Below are 16,499 nucleotides of genomic sequence, written 5' to 3' on the forward strand. Positions count from 1 at the left end.
CAAAAAACTTTTCAAGCGCGGATTTTTTCGGCAAAACGCTGGCCAAACCCGCGTTTTTGTCACTTTTCGTACTGGATCTGGCTAAATTCCTGGGCGAAACGATCGACCTGCTGCCAATCTGTGTACTCCACTTCCTTACTGGTATCCGTTTCACCGCCCGTCATACGCATAATAAATTGAATCATGATGCGGTCGAACCAACGATAGCGCGGATAACGCAATGCGCCGGCAAACACCGCGCACTGTTTTGGCTGCCACGGCGAGGCCAACAGGAACTTGCGGGTATAGGCGTTGGTTTGCGGCGAACGCTTTTCCGGTTTACGCGCGGTCAGGTTCACCGCGAAGAACGCGCTCGGCATCCTATTCAGCTGTTCGGCATGGCGCTTAACGAATTTATCCAGTACCGGGTTAAAGTGCCCGTAGCGGATGGAGGCGCCGATCATCACCTGCTGATACTGGCTAAGGTCGACCTGTTCCGCCTGCAGCAGATCGATCACCTCACAGCGCAGCGTGTCCTGCAACTTGCTTGCTATATAAGAAGCGATAGCACGTGTTTGCCCGTCACGGCTCGAATAAAGTATCAATGCCTTCATGGCGTACTCCTTATATCAGGCTCACTCACGCCAGAAGGTTGGCGTGAACAGCACCAGCAATGTAAACACTTCCAGGCGCCCGAACAGCATCGTCACCACCAGGATCCACTTGGCTGCCGCCGGCATCGTGGTGAAGTTATCCGCCACCACCCCCAGGCCGGGGCCAAGGTTATTGAGCGTTGCCGTCACTGCGGCGAACGCGGAAAAGTCGTCGACACCGGTGGCAATGATCGCCAACATGCTGACGATAAACACCAGTGCATAGGCGGAGAAGAATCCCCATACCGCTTCCAGAATGCGTTCCGGCAGCGCGCGGTTGCCCAGTTTGATGGTATAGACCGCGTTGGGGTGCACCAACCTCTTCAACTCGCGCGAGCCCTGCAGGTATAGCAGCAGAATACGGATCACTTTCAGGCCACCGCCGGTCGAGCCGGCGCAGCCGCCGATAAACGCCGAACATAGCAACAACATCGGTAAGAACAGCGGCCATTTGGCGATGCTGTCGGTCGTAAAACCGGCCGTGGTCGCCATCGAGACCACCTGGAAAAACGCCTGATTGAGCGTTTCCATACCGCTCTTGTACACGCCATGCCCCCAGAGCACCAACGTACACACCACCACCAGCGTCAGCTGAACGAAGATAAACATGCGGAATTCAGGATCGCGCCCATACACCTTCAGACTGCGGCCGCTCAGCAAAGCGAAGTGCAGGCCATAGTTACAGCCGGAAATCAGCAGGAACACGGCGATGATGGTGTTGATGGTCGGACTGGCGTAATAACCGATACTGGCGTCGTGGGTAGAAAAACCGCCGATGGCGATAGTCGAGAAACTGTGGCCGATGGCATCGAACACCGACATCCCGGCACCCCATAGCGCCAGCGCGCAGGCCACGGTCAGCAATACATAGATTAGCCACAGAGTTTTGGCGGTTTCGGCAATGCGCGGACGCATCTTGTTATCTTTCAGCGGCCCGGGCATTTCCGCCCGATACAGCTGCATGCCGCCGACGCCGAGTATCGGCAGTATCGCTACCGCCAACACGATGATCCCCATACCGCCCATCCATTGCAGCATTTGGCGATAAAACAGAATGGCCTTCGGCAGCGAGTCCAGCCCCACCAGCGTCGTCGCGCCGGTAGTCGTCAATCCCGAGAAGGATTCAAAGAAGGCGTCGGTCAGCGACAAGTTGGGCCGTTCCGAAAACAGGAACGGCAATGCCCCTACGCTGCCCAGTACGGTCCAGAACAATACGACGATCAGGAAGCCTTCGCGCGGCTTCAGCTCGTGTTTCTGTTTGCGGTTCGGCCACCACAGCATCAGGCCGATGGTCAGCGCCACGAAGAAGGTTTGGCTGAACGCGCGCCCCGCCCCATCGCGGTAAATCAATGCCACCAGGCCGGGAATAAACATCGTCCCGGAGAACAGGATGACCAGCAGACCAACGATACGGGTTATGGCGCGAAAATGCATTTCAGCACGATCCTTAGCAATTCAATTGGGAGGAATTATTGCGAAATGGGGGTTAATTGCAAATTACCGCGACTGAGATCACGCAATTTATTCCCAAACAGATCGACCTCGGTGGCCGGCAACGCCAGATGCAGCACGACGGCAGCGCCGTATTCGCCCTGCAGGATCCGACCTGCGGTTTGCTGCAGCAAGTTCTCCACCAACGCCAACTGCGCATAGTCGCACTGCAAGATATATTCGGCTTCCGGCACCTTTTGTACCAATGCCAACTGCTTCAATGCCTGTTGAACGCCGTTGCCATAGGCTTTCACCAGCCCGCCGGTGCCTAATTTGACGCCGCCGTAGTAACGGACAACCACGGCGGTCACTTCGCCGATACCGCTGCCCATCAGCTGCGCGAGGATCGGTTTGCCGGCGGTGCCCGACGGTTCGCCGTCGTCGGAGAACCCCAACTGCTGCGAGTCATCGGGGCTACCGGCGACGAAGGCCCAGCAGTGGTGCCGCGCCGCCGGGTGCTCATCCCGTACCTGCTGAATAAACGCCTTTGCCGCTTCTACCCCGCTGGTCGGCGCCAGCAGGGTGATAAAACGGCTCTTCTTTATCTCTTCGGTAAAGCAGGTTGCTTCCGCCGGTATCGGGTACGGCCGCATCAGGCCAGGTTCAGATCGCGCGTCATGTTCTCGATGCGCTTTTCGTGGATCACGATGTTGTCTTCGATACGGATGCCGCCATACGGCTTCAGCGCATCGATGCGATCCCAGGCGAAGTGCTGCTTGAACTCACCGCTGCGCCACGGCGCCAACAGAGAGTCGATAAAGTACAGACCCGGTTCGATGGTCAACACCATGCCCGGCTGCAACACGCGGGTACACCGCAGGAACGGATATTTGGACGGCGCCGCCAGATGGGTGCCTTGCTCATCCTGCATAAAGCCGGCGGCGTCGTGCACCTGCAGGCCCAGCGGGTGACCCAACCCATGCGGCAGGAACGGCGTGGTGATGCCCGTTTCAACCATCGCCTCTTCGCTAAGGCCGTTCACCAGCTTGTGATTCTTGAGCAGCTTGGCGATGCGCTGGTGCATCTGCACATGATAGTCGGTATAGCGCACGCCGGTCTTGATGGTGTCGATCAACGCCAGTTGTTCACTATTGAGATCTTTCACCAGGTGGGCGAACTCGCTGCCGCTTTGCGCTGCATAGGTGCGGGTCAGATCGGCGGCATAGCCGTTATATTCCGCACCGGCGTCGATCAGGAAACTCAGGGACTCGGCCGGCGGCTGGTGATCCAGTTTGGTGTAGTGCAGCACCGAAGCGTGTTCGTTTAGCGCCACGATGTTGTCGTAAGGCACGTCGGTATCGCGGTGGCCGGTCGCCGTCAGGTAGGCCAGGTTGATGTCGAACTCGCTCATGCCGGAGAGAAAGGCCTCATGTGCCGCGCGATGGCCGGTTACCGCCGTCTTCTGCGCTTCGCGCATGCAGGCCAGCTCGTAACCGGTTTTGATCGAACGGTGGAAATCCAGGTAGTTCAACACCGCTTTCGGATTGATGTTCTCAGAAGGGATGCCGAGATCGCGGGCGCGCTGTTGCGCATAACCGATATAGCCGACGCGCTCACGCTGAGGCGGAAGCTGCTGCGCAATAGCGTCAGCGTTGGCCAGCGGCATCAATTCAAGGGATTTGGTCCAGAAACTGTTCGGCAGCGGCTCTACGCTATGCCAGTAGTCAACCGGAGAGTAGAACCACAGCTTCGGCTTATTGACGCCGTCGATCCACAACCAGCAGTTCGGCACCGACGTCACCGGCACCCAGGCTTTGAAATGCGCATTCACTTTGAACGGATAGCTATGGTCGTCCAAAAATACCTTTTGCAGTTCCCCGGAGTGAATCAGCAGCGCATCCAACTTGTTGCGCTCAAGCACTTCGCGCGCGCGTTTTTGCAGCTCTGCCAGGTGGTCGTTATACAAAGAAGCCAGCGTTTCCATCACAATACCCTTATGCCTTAGCACGAAAGAAGCCATCTTAACACAGCGCTCCGGCGCACCAACCTCATCGCGTTGGGCATGCGGAGCAGCTCGCAATTCCCTGCAAATGCCGTTACATCCGCAGCTTAACCATCAGCCAGCCGGCCAGACCGAGCAGCGCTATCGCCAGCGCCCACAGGCCATGGTGCTCCAACAACACCGCGCCGGCTGCGGCGACGCCCGCCAGACACTGCTGCAGAAAACCGCACAGCGCCATCGCATAGGCGCCGTACTCTTTGGCGTCGCTGACCGCCATCGCCATGCTGTTGGGAAACAGCACCGCCTGGCCAAAAATAGTCAGGCAATACAGCGCGATGAACACCACCATGCCGGAAAGGCCGGCCAGGACGCCGCTCCACCACAACAGCAGGATCGCTGCCGTCGCCAGAGCCACGATGCCGCTGCCGGTTTGCATCAGCTTTTTCCCGCCGACACGCGCCACCGTGCGGTTCACCGTCAACGCGCCGCTAAAGTAGGCGATGCCGATCACCAATCCCAGCGCGCCGAACGCCGTGACGTTGAGACCAAAACCTTGCTGCATGACGAACGGGCTCACCTCCTGCAACGTCACCGTGGTGGCGAAGCCCAGCCCGCCAACGCAAGCCGGCCAAAAGAACCCCGGCCGCCGCAGGATGGCGAAGTAGGTGGCCGCCATCGCCGGACGTGGCCCACGTGCCCGCCCCGCTTCCAGCGGCAGCGTCGCCATCAGCGCCAGAACGGTCAATCCGGTGGCGGCCATCAAGACGAAGCCCATCTGCCAGTGCGAATATTGGCTGAGCAGGCCGCCGATAAACTGCCCCCCGCCCAGCGCGGTGATGAAAGCGATGGAGAGCACCGACAGACGGCGCGCCAGCTCATCACCGCTCCAGTTATCCCGCACGATGATACGCGCAATGATCGCCGCACCGCCGGCGCCGACGCCCTGCAGAGCGCGCAGGGTCAGCAGCTCGGCGCCGTTGCTGCACAGCGCCAACAGCCCGCTGCAGCCAATGAAGAGAAACAGGGAAAGCGTCAGCGGCGCTCGACGGCCAAAGCGATCGGCCGCCGCGCCCCAGAACAGCACCGGCAACGCAGCGCCGATGACGAAAATTGAAATGGACAACTCGGTGGCTCGCCGGCTCATCGTCAACTCCCGCATCACCGTCGGCAGCGAAGGCAGGTACACGGTCGTCGCCATTTGTGCCATGAACACCAACAGACACGCCAGCGTCATGGTTCTGGCGGGAATGCTCCATAAGCCGCTGCGTTTGACACAAGCCGCCTTATTCATGCGTAACCTCGTCTGAATGATCACTCGCTGCGAGCAAGTGTATGAGGGCCGACCAACTCCAGCAAATGCCGATAGCACATAAAATATAACTTCGTTCTAAATCAAAACACTAACTTGGTGAGATGTGATCAGACCAGCAAATATGCAATCTCTTATTTGCATATTATTAACATAAAAACCACACTCCTCTTCATCTGGTCATACCAGATCATACGCTGATTCAGGAGATAGACATGCTCTACCAAGGCGAAACATTACAACTGCACTGGCTCGATAACGGCATCGCCGAGCTGGTGTTCAATGCACCAGGCTCGGTCAACAAGCTGGATACCCGCACCGTCGCCAGCCTGGGCGAAGCGCTCACCGTGCTGGAAAACCAGCCTGCGCTGAAGGGGCTGCTGCTGCGCTCCACCAAAGCCGCGTTTATCGTCGGCGCCGATATCACCGAATTCCTTTCTCTGTTCGCCGCGCCGGCCGAAAAGCTGCAAGAGTGGCTGGTGTTCGCCAACAACGTCTTTAACCGGCTGGAAGATTTGCCGGTGCCGACCATTTCGGCCATTAACGGCTATGCGCTTGGCGGCGGTTGCGAATGCATTCTGGCGACCGATTTCCGCGTCGCCTCACCGGACGCGCGTATCGGCCTGCCGGAAACCAAATTGGGCATCATGCCGGGCTTCGGCGGTTCCGTCCGCCTGCCGCGCCTGCTGGGTAACGACAGCGCGCTGGAAATCATCGCCGCCGGCAAAGACGTCAGCGCCAAAGACGCGTTGAAAGTCGGCCTGGTCGATGCGGTAGTGGCGCCGGAAAAACTGGCCGAAGCGGCGCTCAAAATGCTGCAACAGGCGATCGACGGCAAACTGGACTGGCGCGCCGCGCGTCAACCGAAGCTGGAGCCGCTGAAGCTCAGCCCGATCGAAGCGGCGATGAGCTTCACCACCGCCAAAGGCATGGTGCTGCAGACCGCCGGCAAACATTACCCGGCGCCGATGACCGCAGTGAAAACCATTGAAGCCGCCGCCAAGCTGGGCCGCGATGAAGCACTGAAACTGGAAACCGCCAGCTTCGTGCCGTTGGCGCGTTCCAACGAAGCGCGCGCGCTGGTCGGCATCTTCCTCAACGACCAGTTCGTGAAGGGCCAGGCGAAAAAGCTGGCCAAGAATGTGGATGCGCCGAAACAGGCGGCGGTGCTGGGCGCCGGTATCATGGGCGGCGGCATCGCCTACCAATCGGCGCTGAAAGGCGTGCCGGTGATCATGAAAGACATCAGCGACAAGTCGCTGGCGCTGGGCATGAGCGAAGCGGCCAAGCTGCTCAACAAGCAGCTGGAGCGCGGCAAGCTGGATGGCCTGAAAATGGCGCAGGTGCTGTCGACCATTCAGCCGACGCTGGACTACGCCGGCATCGAGCGCGCGCAGGTGATCGTCGAAGCGGTGGTGGAGAATCCGAAGGTGAAAGCCGCCGTGCTGTCGGAAGTGGAAGGCCTGATCGGTGAAGACACCGTTCTGGCGTCGAACACCTCGACCATTCCGATTAATCACCTGGCAAAATCGCTGAAGCGCCCGCAAAACTTCTGCGGCATGCACTTCTTTAACCCGGTGCACCGCATGCCGCTGGTCGAGATCATCCGCGGCGAACAGACCAGCGACGACACCATCGCCAAAGTGGTGGCCTACGCCAGCCGCATGGGCAAAACGCCGATCGTGGTGAACGACTGCCCGGGCTTCTTCGTCAACCGCGTGCTGTTCCCGTATTTCGCCGGTTTCAGCCTGCTGCTGCGCGACGGCGCCGACTTCCGTCAGATCGATAAAGTGATGGAGAAACAGTTCGGCTGGCCGATGGGCCCGGCCTACCTGCTCGACGTCGTGGGCATCGATACCGCGCACCACGCGCAGGCGGTGATGGCCGCCGGCTTCCCGGATCGCATGAGCAAAGACTACCGCGACGCCATTGACGTGATGTTCGACAGCCAGCGCTTCGGTCAGAAAAACCAACTGGGCTTCTACCGTTACAGCCAGGACAACAAAGGCAAGCCGCGCAAGGACAACGACGAACAGACCGATGCGCTGCTGGCCGAAGTGAGCCAACCGCGCCAGACCATCAGCGACGAAGAAATCATCGCGCGCATGATGATCCCGATGATCAACGAGGTGGTTCGCTGCCTGGAAGAGAAGATCGTCGCCAGCCCGGCGGAAGCCGATATGGCGCTGGTCTACGGCATCGGCTTCCCTCCGTTCCACGGCGGCGCGTTCCGCTACCTGGATACGCTTGGCACCGCCAACTACGTTGAGCTGGCCCAGCGTTACGCACACCTCGGCGCTCTGTATCAGGTGCCGGCCGGTCTGCGCGCCAAGGCCGAGCGCAATGAAAGCTACTACCCGGTGGCGACACCGCTGTCCGACGTCGCTACCCGCCAACCGGCATGAGGTCATAAAGATGGAAAACGTAGTTATTGTTGATGCCGTACGCACGCCGATGGGCCGCTCCAAGGGTGGCGCCTTCCGCCAGGTACGCGCCGAAGATCTCTCCGCTCACCTGATGCGCGAAGTGCTGAGCCGCAACCCGGCGCTGGACGCCGCCGAGATCGATGACATTTACTGGGGCTGCGTGCAGCAGACGCTGGAGCAAGGCTTCAACATCGCCCGCAACGCCGCGCTGCTGGCCGAGATCCCGCACCGCGTGCCGGCGGTGACCGTCAACCGCCTGTGCGGCTCTTCGATGCAGGCGCTGCATGACGCGGCGCGCGCCATCATGGTGGGCGACGCGCACGTCAGCCTGATCGGCGGTGTGGAACACATGGGCCATGTGCCGATGAACCACGGCATGGATTTCCATCCGGGCCTGAGCCGCAGCGTGGCCAAAGCCGCCGGGATGATGGGGCTGACCGCCGAAATGCTGGCCAAGATGCACAACATCAGCCGCCAGATGCAGGATGAATTCGCCGCCCGCTCCCACCAGCGCGCGCATGCAGCGACGCTGGCGGGTTACTTTAAAAACGAGATCGTACCGACCAACGGCCACGACGCCGACGGCGTGCTGACCCGTTTCGACTTCGATGAAGTCATTCGCCCGGAAACCACCGTCGAAAGCCTGTCGGCCCTGCGCCCGGCGTTCGATCCGGTCAACGGCACCGTCACCGCCGGCAGTTCTTCCGCCCTGTCGGACGGCGCTTCCGCCATGCTGCTGATGAGCGAATCGCGCGCCAAAGCGCTCGGTTTGAAGGCCCGCGCCCGTATCCGCTCGATGGCGGTCGTCGGCTGCGATCCTTCCATCATGGGCTACGGCCCGGTGCCGGCCAGCAAGCTGGCGCTGAAACGTGCCGGTCTGAGCGTGCAGGACATCGATCTGTTCGAGCTGAACGAAGCGTTCGCCGCCCAGTCGCTGCCGTGCATCAAGGATCTGGGGCTGATGGACAGCCTCGACGACAAGATCAACCTGAACGGCGGCGCCATCGCGCTCGGCCACCCGCTGGGTTGTTCAGGCTCTCGCATCTCGACCACCTTGTTGAACAACATGGAACGTCGCGACGCGCAGTTTGGCCTGGCGACCATGTGCATCGGTCTGGGCCAGGGTATCGCCACCGTCTTTGAACGCGTTTAGCTGTGTCTATCTTGGGATGACCGCGTCACCACTTCAAATCGCGGCATCCCGCCAAGTTTAGTTGCCGTTCTTCCCGCCTGTCAGGGGCGGGTTTTTTATGCCTGAAATTTGCCGACGCCCAAATAAAAACGGGGCGACCCTCGGCCACCCCGTTCACTGTGCATCGCTTCTGTCAGATAAACGAAAACGCGTCGCCGAACATATGCGCTTCCTGCGCGCCGCGCTCGGCGCAGAAACGCTCGCGGGCGATTTTCGCCATCTCGAAACGCCCGGCGATATAGATGTCATGCTCCGCCAGCGTCCCGAAATCCTGCAGCACCGCGCTGAGCACGGTGCCGCTGCGGCCGCGCCATTCGGCATCCGGCTGCTCGACCACCGGGATCACCTTCAGGTTCGGGTGCTGCAACGACAGCGCTTCCAGCTCGCTCAGATCGTACAGGTGCTTCAGCTCACGCCCGCCCCAGTAGATAGAAATGTCGCGATCGGGCTGCTGCTCCAACGCGGCCAGCAGAATTGAACGCGCATAAGAGAAACCGGTGCCACCGGCGATCAGCACCAGCGGACGGCTGCCCTCTTCCCGCAGCCAGGCATCGCCGTGCGGCATGTCGACGGTGATCGCCTGCTCTTTCAGGATGCGATCCATCACCGCCATAGCGTACAAATTCAGTTCCGAAGCGCCGATATGCAGCTCGATATAATCTTGCTGCGTCGGGGTAGATGCCAGCGAGAACGGACGCTTGTCGCGCTCGTCCATCACCACCATCAGATATTGCCCTGCCTTGAAAGAAAACGGCTGTTCAGGCACCAGACGTACCCGATAAACCGTATCGGTAATGGCCTCTACCGAGGTCACTTTACAGCTCAATATTGTCATGCGTTCCCTCTGTCGGGTCATCAATGCAAAGCTGAGAACAGAGCCTGACGTTATAACGTCGGCTCCCTGTCACTGAAGATTGCGAGCTCATCCCAGATTTCGTCGACGCGCGCACGTACCTTTTCATCCATCTGAATCGGACGGCCCCATTCGCGATCGGTTTCACCCGGCCATTTATTGGTGGCGTCCAGCCCCATCTTCGAACCCAGCCCGGAAACCGGCGAGGCGAAGTCCAGATAGTCGATCGGCGTATTCTCCACCAGAACGGTATCCCTTGCCGGATCCATTCGTGTCGTGATCGCCCAAATCACGTCGTTCCAGTCGCGCGCATTGACGTCATCATCACAGACGATAACAAATTTGGTGTACATAAACTGCCGCAGGAACGACCAGACGCCCATCATCACGCGTTTAGCGTGGCCGGCGTACTGTTTTTTCATGGTCACTACCGCCAGGCGATACGAGCATCCCTCCGGCGGCAGATAGAAATCAACGATTTCCGGGAACTGCTTTTGCAGGATCGGCACGAACACTTCGTTCAGCGCCACGCCCAGGATCGCCGGCTCATCCGGCGGCCGGCCGGTGTAGGTCGAGTGGTAGATCGCGTTGCGGCGCTGGGTGATGTGGGTGACGGTGAATACCGGGAACTGGTCGATTTCATTGTAGTAGCCGGTGTGATCGCCGTACGGGCCTTCCGGCGCCATTTCACCCGGTTCGATATAGCCTTCCAGCACGATTTCAGCACTGGCGGGCACTTCCAGATCGTTGGAAAGGCACTTGACCACTTCGGTTTTATTGCCGCGCAGCAGCCCGGCAAAGGCGTATTCAGACAGGGTATCCGGCACCGGCGTGACCGCGCCGAGGATAGTGGCGGGATCGGCGCCCAACGCCACGGCGACCGGGAAACGCTCGCCGGGATGCGCCTGGCACCACTCCTGGTAATCCAGCGCGCCGCCGCGGTGCGACAGCCAGCGCATGATCACTTTATTCTTGCCCAGCACCTGCTGGCGGTAGATGCCGAGGTTTTGCCGTTCCTTGTGCGGGCCGCGGGTCACCGTCAGCCCCCAGGTGATCAGCGGCGCGGCGTCTTCCGGCCAGCAGTGCATCACCGGAATACGGCTGAGATCGACATCATCGCCTTGCCATACCTGCTCCTGACAAGGCGCTGAACCCAGCACCTTGGTCGGCATGTTCAGCACCTGCTTGAACTTCGGCATTTTGTCGAACAGATCGCGGAAACCTTTCGGCGGTTCCGGTTCTTTGAGGAACGCCAGCAGTTTGCCGACTTCGCGCAGCGCGCTGATGTCTTCCTGCCCCATGCCCATCGCCACGCGATTGGCGGTACCGAACAGGTTGCACAGCACCGGCATGTCGTACCCTTTCGGGTTTTCAAACAGCAATGCCGGGCCGCCCGCCCGCAGGGTGCGATCGGCAATCTCCGTCATTTCCAGGTAAGGATCGATCGGCTGGCTGATGCGTTTTAGTTCCCCTCTCTTCTCCAGCAACGAGAGGAAATCGCGTAAGTCACGGTATTTCATGCTGATCATTATAGCGGCCAGTGGGGAGGGCATTATAAGCCCTCTTCACGGTTGTTGCTGCAATTTTGTTAACGCCGCCCGCTGCCGGGCGGCGTTCAGCGGCAGTGGAACGGCACCAGTGAGGCCAATGCGCGCGTATCCTGATATTCGCGCGTCTCTTCGCCGTGGCGGAACACTTTGAAGCCTTGCCCGTTGGCGCTGAAGTAACGCAGCTCGTTGCCTTCAACGTGCAACAGGCTGCCTTCACGCAGCGCCACTACCGATTCGCTCGGGTTGATCGCGCAGAACTCCGCCAGGCGCTCATCACGGGTTTCGCCCATGTGGCCGCTGATATGCGCATCGATGTAATGCGGGTTGATCTGCACCGGGAACAGCCCTAGCGCCGGCAGCACCACGCTGCAGCGCACCGGCATATCGTTGGTGGTGCGAATGCTCGGCGTGGCCACGTTGCAACCGGCACTCCAGCCGACGTAAGGCACTTCGCGTTCGCGCACCGCGCGCTGGATAGGCACAATCAGGCCTTGCTCGTGCAGCATCTGGTTCAGCAACCAGGTATTGCCGCCGCTGACCAAAATGCATTCCGCCTGCGCGATGGCCTCCGCGGGCGAAGCGGCGTGGTGGATGCTGGTGACTTCAATGCCCAACGTTTGCGCCAGCTCCTGCGCACGCCGATCGTAGTCGTAACGGATCAGCGCGTAAGGGATAAAGACGGCGGATTTAATGCCGCGGCGCGCAATCATCGCCAGCAGTTGGCTTTTGGCGTACCCCAGCAGTTCGGCTTCGCCAGACAGCTTGCCGTTGCTCAACAGAAACAGCTCCATTTCTCTCCCCCTCGGTCAAAAACGATGAATAGCGTCACAGCCGGTGGCGCAACGCCTTGCCATACTGTGACGGTAACAAATTTTTCAGCCCTCTGTTATACCAGCACCGTATCGACAAGTGTGTGACCCTTCGCTAATAGCCGTAGATTCATAGAGATAGGCGATGTTACATGCTGAAACTTGCATCACTATGTATCCGGAATAGCTTTTGATATGCTTACCGGCTGGCAGAAAGGCATGTGAAATTATGGAATCCTGGTATCTACTTTATTGCAAACGCGGTCAGCTGTTGCGGGCGCAGGAACATCTGGAACGGCAGCAGGTAAACTGCCTCAGCCCGATCATCACGCTGGAAAAAATCGTGCGTGGCAAACGCATTGCGGTCAGCGAACCCCTGTTTCCCAACTATCTGTTTGTGGAGTTCGACCCGGAGCGCATTCACACCACCACCATCAGTGCCACCCGCGGCGTCAGCCACTTCGTGCGTTTCGGCGCGCTGCCGAGCGTCATCCCGAGCAAGGTGATCGAGGAGCTGCGCACCCACGCCAGCGAAGCCTATGTCGATCCGGAAACCCCGCAGCCTGGGGATACCGTCCTGATCGTCGACGGCGTGTTCGAAGGATTGCAGGCGATCTACACCGAGCCGGACGGCGAGGCGCGCTCCATGCTGCTGCTGAACCTGATCAACAAACAGGTCAGTCAAAGCATCGACAATCGGCAATTCCAGAAAATGTAATGTAAAAAGGCGCCCTCAGGCGCCTTTTTTACGGTTTCGCGCTTAGCGGCGCAGCGCTTCTTCATGCAGCCACTGGGCGACACGCTTGGCGAAGTAAGTCAGCACACCGTCGGCACCGGCGCGTTTGAAGCACATCAACGACTCCATCACCGCCGGCTGCTCCTGCAGCCAGCCGTTCTGAATCGCCGCCATGTGCATGGCGTACTCACCGGACACCTGATAAGCGAAGGTCGGCACGCCGAAGGTATCCTTCACGCGACGCACCACGTCCAGGTACGGCATGCCCGGCTTCACCATCACCATGTCCGCACCTTCCTGCAGATCCTGTGCAATCTCCTGCAGCGCTTCGTCGCTGTTGGCCGGATCCATCTGATAGGTCTTCTTGTTGCCGCCCTTCAGATTGCCGCTGGAGCCCAGCGCATCGCGGAACGGGCCGTAGTAACAGGAAGCGTACTTGGCGGAGTAGGCCATGATCTGAGTGTTCACCAGGCCCTGCAGCTCCAGACGATCGCGGATCGCCCCGATGCGGCCGTCCATCATGTCGCTCGGCGCCACGATTTCCGCGCCCGCTTCGGCATGGGACAGCGCCTGACGCACCAGAATGTCTTTGGTCACGTCGTTAATTACGTAGCCCTGTTCATCGATCACCCCGTCCTGCCCGTGCGTCGTGTAGGGATCGAGCGCTACGTCGGTCAGAATGCCCAGCTCAGGCACCGCGTCTTTCAGCGCGCGCACCGTGCGCTGCACCAGCCCTTCCGGGTTATAGGCTTCTTCCGCATGCAGCGATTTCAGGCCCGGTTCGATCACCGGGAACAGGGAGATCACCGGCACGCCGAGTTTGGCGATGGTTTCCGCTTCCTTGACCAGCAGATCGATCGTCATGCGCGATACGCCCGGCATCGAGGCCACTTCTTCCTGGCGGTTGCTGCCTTCCATGACAAACACCGGATAGATCAGGTCGTTGACCGTCAGTTGGTTCTCAGCGACCAGGCGGCGGCTGAAGTCATGACGGCGCACGCGGCGCATACGGCGACCAGGGAAGGTGCCCGGAAATGCATAGCTCATAGTTTTCTCCTAGCTCAAACCAGCCGGAATAGCCGGCGGGCGTTCTCATCGGTTTTTTGCCCCAGCCATTGCGGCTCTTCCTGCCGCCAGATGGCGACCTGATGCACGATGTGGGGCAGGAAACAGGGTTCGTTGCGGCGAGATGCGGGTTTAGGCAGTAAATCCCGGGGCAACAGATAAGGGGCGTCCGTTTCCAGCAGCAGACGCTCGGCCGGGATCTGCGGCAACAGGGCGCGCAATTCCAGGCCGCGCCGCTCGTCGCAGACCCAACCGGTAATCCCGATCGACAGGCCCAACGACAGGCAGCTTGCTAATTCTTCGGCGGTGCCGGTGAAGCAGTGCACCACGGCCGCGGGCAGTTTATCCAACCACGGCGTCAGTAGCTCGGCAAAACGTGCGTGTGCGTCGCGGCAATGAAGAAACACCGGCAGCGCCAACTCCGCCGCCAGCGCCAGCTGCGCAGTGAACGCCGCTTCCTGCTGCTCAGGCGTCGAGAAATTGCGGTTGAAATCCAGACCGCATTCGCCGACCGCCACCACTTCGGGGCGGGCGGCCAGGGCATAAATCTGCTCGGCGGTTTGTTCATCCCAACTGCTGGCGTAGTGCGGATGCACGCCGGCGGTAGACCAACAATAGCCCGGATGTTGCTGCGCCAGTTCGGCGGCTTCGCGGCTCTCCGGCAGATCGGTGCCGGTAATCAACATCCCGGTCACCCCTGCGGCGCGGGCGCGCTCCACCACCACATGACGGTCTTTGGCGAATTGGCTACTGGTAAGATTAACGCCGATATCAAACATGGTTTTTTCCAAAGCAAAAGCCGCCCAATGGGCGGCTTAGCAATCAATGTGGTTCAGGGGGCTGGGGGTTCGTCGCCCTCGTCTTCTTCTTCCGCCTGCGGACGACGTTTGCCGGTATAGAAGCGGGCGAAGAACACCCCGACTTCAAACAGCAGATACATCGGTATCGCCAACAGGGTTTGCGAGAACACGTCCGGCGGCGTCAACAACATGCCGACCACAAACGCGCCGACCAGCACATACGGCCGTTTCTTCTTCAGGTCGTCCGGCGAAGTGACGCCACTCCAGCACAGCAGAATAATAGCGACCGGCACTTCGAAGGCGACGCCAAACGCCATAAACAGCGCCATGACGAAGTCGAGGTAGTTTTTGATGTCGGTAGCAATGGTCACCCCCATCGGCGCGGTCTTGGCGAAGAAGCCGAAGGCCAGCGGGAACACGATGAAGTAGGCGAAGGCCATACCGAGGTAAAACAGCAGGCTGCTGGACACCAGCAGCGGCATCATCAGGCGGCGTTCGTGCTTGTACAGCGCCGGCGCGATGAATGCCCATACCTGATACAGGATCATCGGCGCAGAGACGAACACCGAGACGATCATGGTCAGCTTGATCGGAGTAAAGAACGGTGACGCCACGTCGGTGGCGATCATGCTCGCCCCGGCCGGCAGCTGCTTGAGCAGCGGCGCGGAAACCAGCTGGTAGATGTCGTTGGCGAAAAACACCAGCACCACGAACACCGCCAGCACGCAAATAATCGAGTTCAACAGCCGCTTGCGCAGCTCTATCAGATGACTGATAAGGGGTTGGGTATCTTCAACAGCCATGTATTAACGATCGCCACTAGGTTGGTGAGACGCTGGGGTTTTATCCGCAACAGGTTCGACAGAGGCAGGCGCCGTTTCCACCGGCGCTTTAGCGGGTTGCGCCGCCACTGGCGGTGCCGGTGACACGGGCGCGACGGCTTCAGGTTCCGCTGGCGGTTTTGGCGCAGCGGCGGGCGCGCTGGCGCGGGTTGCCGCTTCAGCCGGCGTCACGCCGTCATGCAAGGCTTCCGGATCGGTGACCTGCGGATTATGAATGGTATTCGCCAGCTCTTCTTTCTCGCCCCGGTAGGTGCGTTTCAAAGATTCCGCCGCGTCTTTCAGCTCATCCATCGACGCCTTCAGCTCCGGCGTCAGGTTCTGCAGGCCGGCCTGTTCCGCTTTTTTCAGGCTGTCCTGCAGCTCCTGCAGCTTCAGCTCTTGAGACAGTTCGTGCTGCACCGAGGCCGCCAGCGAGCGCAGCGCGCGGATCCAGCCCGACACCGTTCTGACCGCGACCGGCAACCGTTCCGGCCCCAGAACAACCAGGCCGATCACCAGCACCAACAGCAGCTCACTAAACCCAATGTCAAACACGGTTTATACCTGCTCTTTGTTCTTCGACTCTTCCGGTTTCACTTCCGGCTGCTTTTCGGTAATAGGCTTGGCCGAGAAGTCAGCGTCATCCAGGCTGCTTTTTTCAGCCGTGTTGGTAGTCGACGGCGTATCGTCGCCGATCGCCTTCTTGAAGCCCTTGATCGAGGCGCCGAGATCGGAGCCCAGCGTGCGCAGTTTTTTGGTACCGAACAGCAGCACCACGATCACTGCGATGATCAACAATTGCGTAATACTAATACCGCCCATTTTAATTACCTCTAATTTAAAGGGTCTTTTAAAGCCAGCCCGCATTATAGG

The 16,499-nt window shown here is 59.7% G+C and carries 16 protein-coding genes; 3 read left to right on the forward strand and 13 right to left on the reverse strand.

What is annotated here, in order from left to right:
* Nucleotides 1-59: 59 nt before the first annotated feature.
* From hemG to GKN89_RS15925, 5 genes are all read right to left on the reverse strand, one after another.
* On the reverse strand, nt 60-593 hold the full coding sequence (hemG, locus tag GKN89_RS15905) for a menaquinone-dependent protoporphyrinogen IX dehydrogenase (protein ID WP_004934493.1): 534 nt from the start codon (nt 591-593) through the stop codon (nt 60-62).
* Between the two features lie 21 nt (nt 594-614).
* Nucleotides 615-2,066 carry a Trk system potassium transporter TrkH gene (trkH, locus tag GKN89_RS15910; protein WP_004934492.1) on the reverse strand — a complete coding sequence of 484 codons (1,452 nt, stop codon included), beginning with the start codon at nt 2,064-2,066 and terminating at the stop codon, nt 615-617.
* 35 nt (nt 2,067-2,101) lie between these two features.
* Nucleotides 2,102-2,716, reverse strand: coding sequence for an IMPACT family protein (locus GKN89_RS15915; protein WP_063918300.1), 615 nt, complete (start codon nt 2,714-2,716; stop codon nt 2,102-2,104).
* The gene (gene pepQ / locus GKN89_RS15920; protein WP_019455276.1) at nt 2,716-4,047 is read right to left on the reverse strand and encodes a Xaa-Pro dipeptidase; all 1,332 of its coding nucleotides are present in this window, start codon (nt 4,045-4,047) and stop codon (nt 2,716-2,718) included. The genes GKN89_RS15915 and pepQ overlap by 1 nt, the downstream gene beginning before the upstream one ends.
* Before the next feature lie 112 nt (nt 4,048-4,159).
* The gene (locus tag GKN89_RS15925; protein WP_195934017.1) at nt 4,160-5,356 is read right to left on the reverse strand and encodes an MFS transporter; all 1,197 of its coding nucleotides are present in this window, start codon (nt 5,354-5,356) and stop codon (nt 4,160-4,162) included.
* Between the two features lie 233 nt (nt 5,357-5,589).
* Here GKN89_RS15925 and fadB point away from each other — a divergent pair, with 233 nt between their 5' ends.
* Complete coding sequence (gene fadB / locus GKN89_RS15930; protein ID WP_154747345.1) at nt 5,590-7,779, forward strand: fatty acid oxidation complex subunit alpha FadB; 2,190 nt, start codon at nt 5,590-5,592, stop codon at nt 7,777-7,779.
* A 10-nt stretch (nt 7,780-7,789) separates the two neighbouring features.
* Nucleotides 7,790-8,953 carry an acetyl-CoA C-acyltransferase FadA gene (fadA, locus tag GKN89_RS15935; protein WP_154747346.1) on the forward strand — a complete coding sequence of 388 codons (1,164 nt, stop codon included), beginning with the start codon at nt 7,790-7,792 and terminating at the stop codon, nt 8,951-8,953.
* Nucleotides 8,954-9,125: 172 nt separating this feature from the next.
* Here fadA and fre read toward each other — a convergent pair whose 3' ends face one another.
* The 3 genes from fre to pepE all read right to left on the reverse strand — a co-directional run bounded on the left by fre (nt 9,126) and on the right by pepE (nt 12,186).
* On the reverse strand, nt 9,126-9,827 hold the full coding sequence (fre, locus tag GKN89_RS15940; RefSeq protein WP_154747347.1) for an NAD(P)H-flavin reductase: 702 nt from the start codon (nt 9,825-9,827) through the stop codon (nt 9,126-9,128).
* A 50-nt stretch (nt 9,828-9,877) separates the two neighbouring features.
* Nucleotides 9,878-11,398 carry a 4-hydroxy-3-polyprenylbenzoate decarboxylase gene (ubiD, locus tag GKN89_RS15945; RefSeq protein WP_043129093.1) on the reverse strand — a complete coding sequence of 507 codons (1,521 nt, stop codon included), beginning with the start codon at nt 11,396-11,398 and terminating at the stop codon, nt 9,878-9,880.
* Nucleotides 11,399-11,460: 62 nt separating this feature from the next.
* On the reverse strand, nt 11,461-12,186 hold the full coding sequence (gene pepE, locus GKN89_RS15950) for a dipeptidase PepE (RefSeq protein WP_019455281.1): 726 nt from the start codon (nt 12,184-12,186) through the stop codon (nt 11,461-11,463).
* Between the two features lie 247 nt (nt 12,187-12,433).
* On the opposite strand from pepE, the gene rfaH reads away from it, so the two are divergent.
* Nucleotides 12,434-12,922, forward strand: a complete 489-nt coding sequence (rfaH, locus tag GKN89_RS15955; RefSeq protein ID WP_154747348.1) for a transcription/translation regulatory transformer protein RfaH — start codon at nt 12,434-12,436, stop codon at nt 12,920-12,922.
* A gap of 42 nt (nt 12,923-12,964) precedes the next feature.
* On the opposite strand, the gene hemB is transcribed toward rfaH, so the two are convergent.
* The 5 genes from hemB to tatA are packed head-to-tail and all read right to left on the reverse strand — an operon-like array spanning nt 12,965 to nt 16,448.
* On the reverse strand, nt 12,965-13,987 hold the full coding sequence (hemB, locus tag GKN89_RS15960) for a porphobilinogen synthase (RefSeq protein ID WP_042783470.1): 1,023 nt from the start codon (nt 13,985-13,987) through the stop codon (nt 12,965-12,967).
* A 14-nt stretch (nt 13,988-14,001) separates the two neighbouring features.
* The gene (gene tatD, locus GKN89_RS15965; RefSeq protein ID WP_154747349.1) at nt 14,002-14,784 is read right to left on the reverse strand and encodes a 3'-5' ssDNA/RNA exonuclease TatD; all 783 of its coding nucleotides are present in this window, start codon (nt 14,782-14,784) and stop codon (nt 14,002-14,004) included.
* Between the two features lie 53 nt (nt 14,785-14,837).
* Nucleotides 14,838-15,608: a Sec-independent protein translocase subunit TatC gene (gene tatC, locus GKN89_RS15970; protein ID WP_019455285.1), complete on the reverse strand. Its 771-nt coding sequence runs from the start codon at nt 15,606-15,608 to the stop codon at nt 14,838-14,840.
* A 3-nt stretch (nt 15,609-15,611) separates the two neighbouring features.
* Complete coding sequence (tatB, locus tag GKN89_RS15975; RefSeq protein ID WP_019455286.1) at nt 15,612-16,181, reverse strand: Sec-independent protein translocase protein TatB; 570 nt, start codon at nt 16,179-16,181, stop codon at nt 15,612-15,614.
* Nucleotides 16,182-16,184: 3 nt separating this feature from the next.
* Nucleotides 16,185-16,448, reverse strand: a complete 264-nt coding sequence (gene tatA, locus GKN89_RS15980; protein ID WP_019455287.1) for a Sec-independent protein translocase subunit TatA — start codon at nt 16,446-16,448, stop codon at nt 16,185-16,187.
* Nucleotides 16,449-16,499: the final 51 nt, after the last annotated feature.

The sequence above is a fragment of the Serratia sp. YC16 genome, assembly GCF_009707615.1.
Classification (GTDB): domain Bacteria; phylum Pseudomonadota; class Gammaproteobacteria; order Enterobacterales; family Enterobacteriaceae; genus Serratia; species Serratia surfactantfaciens.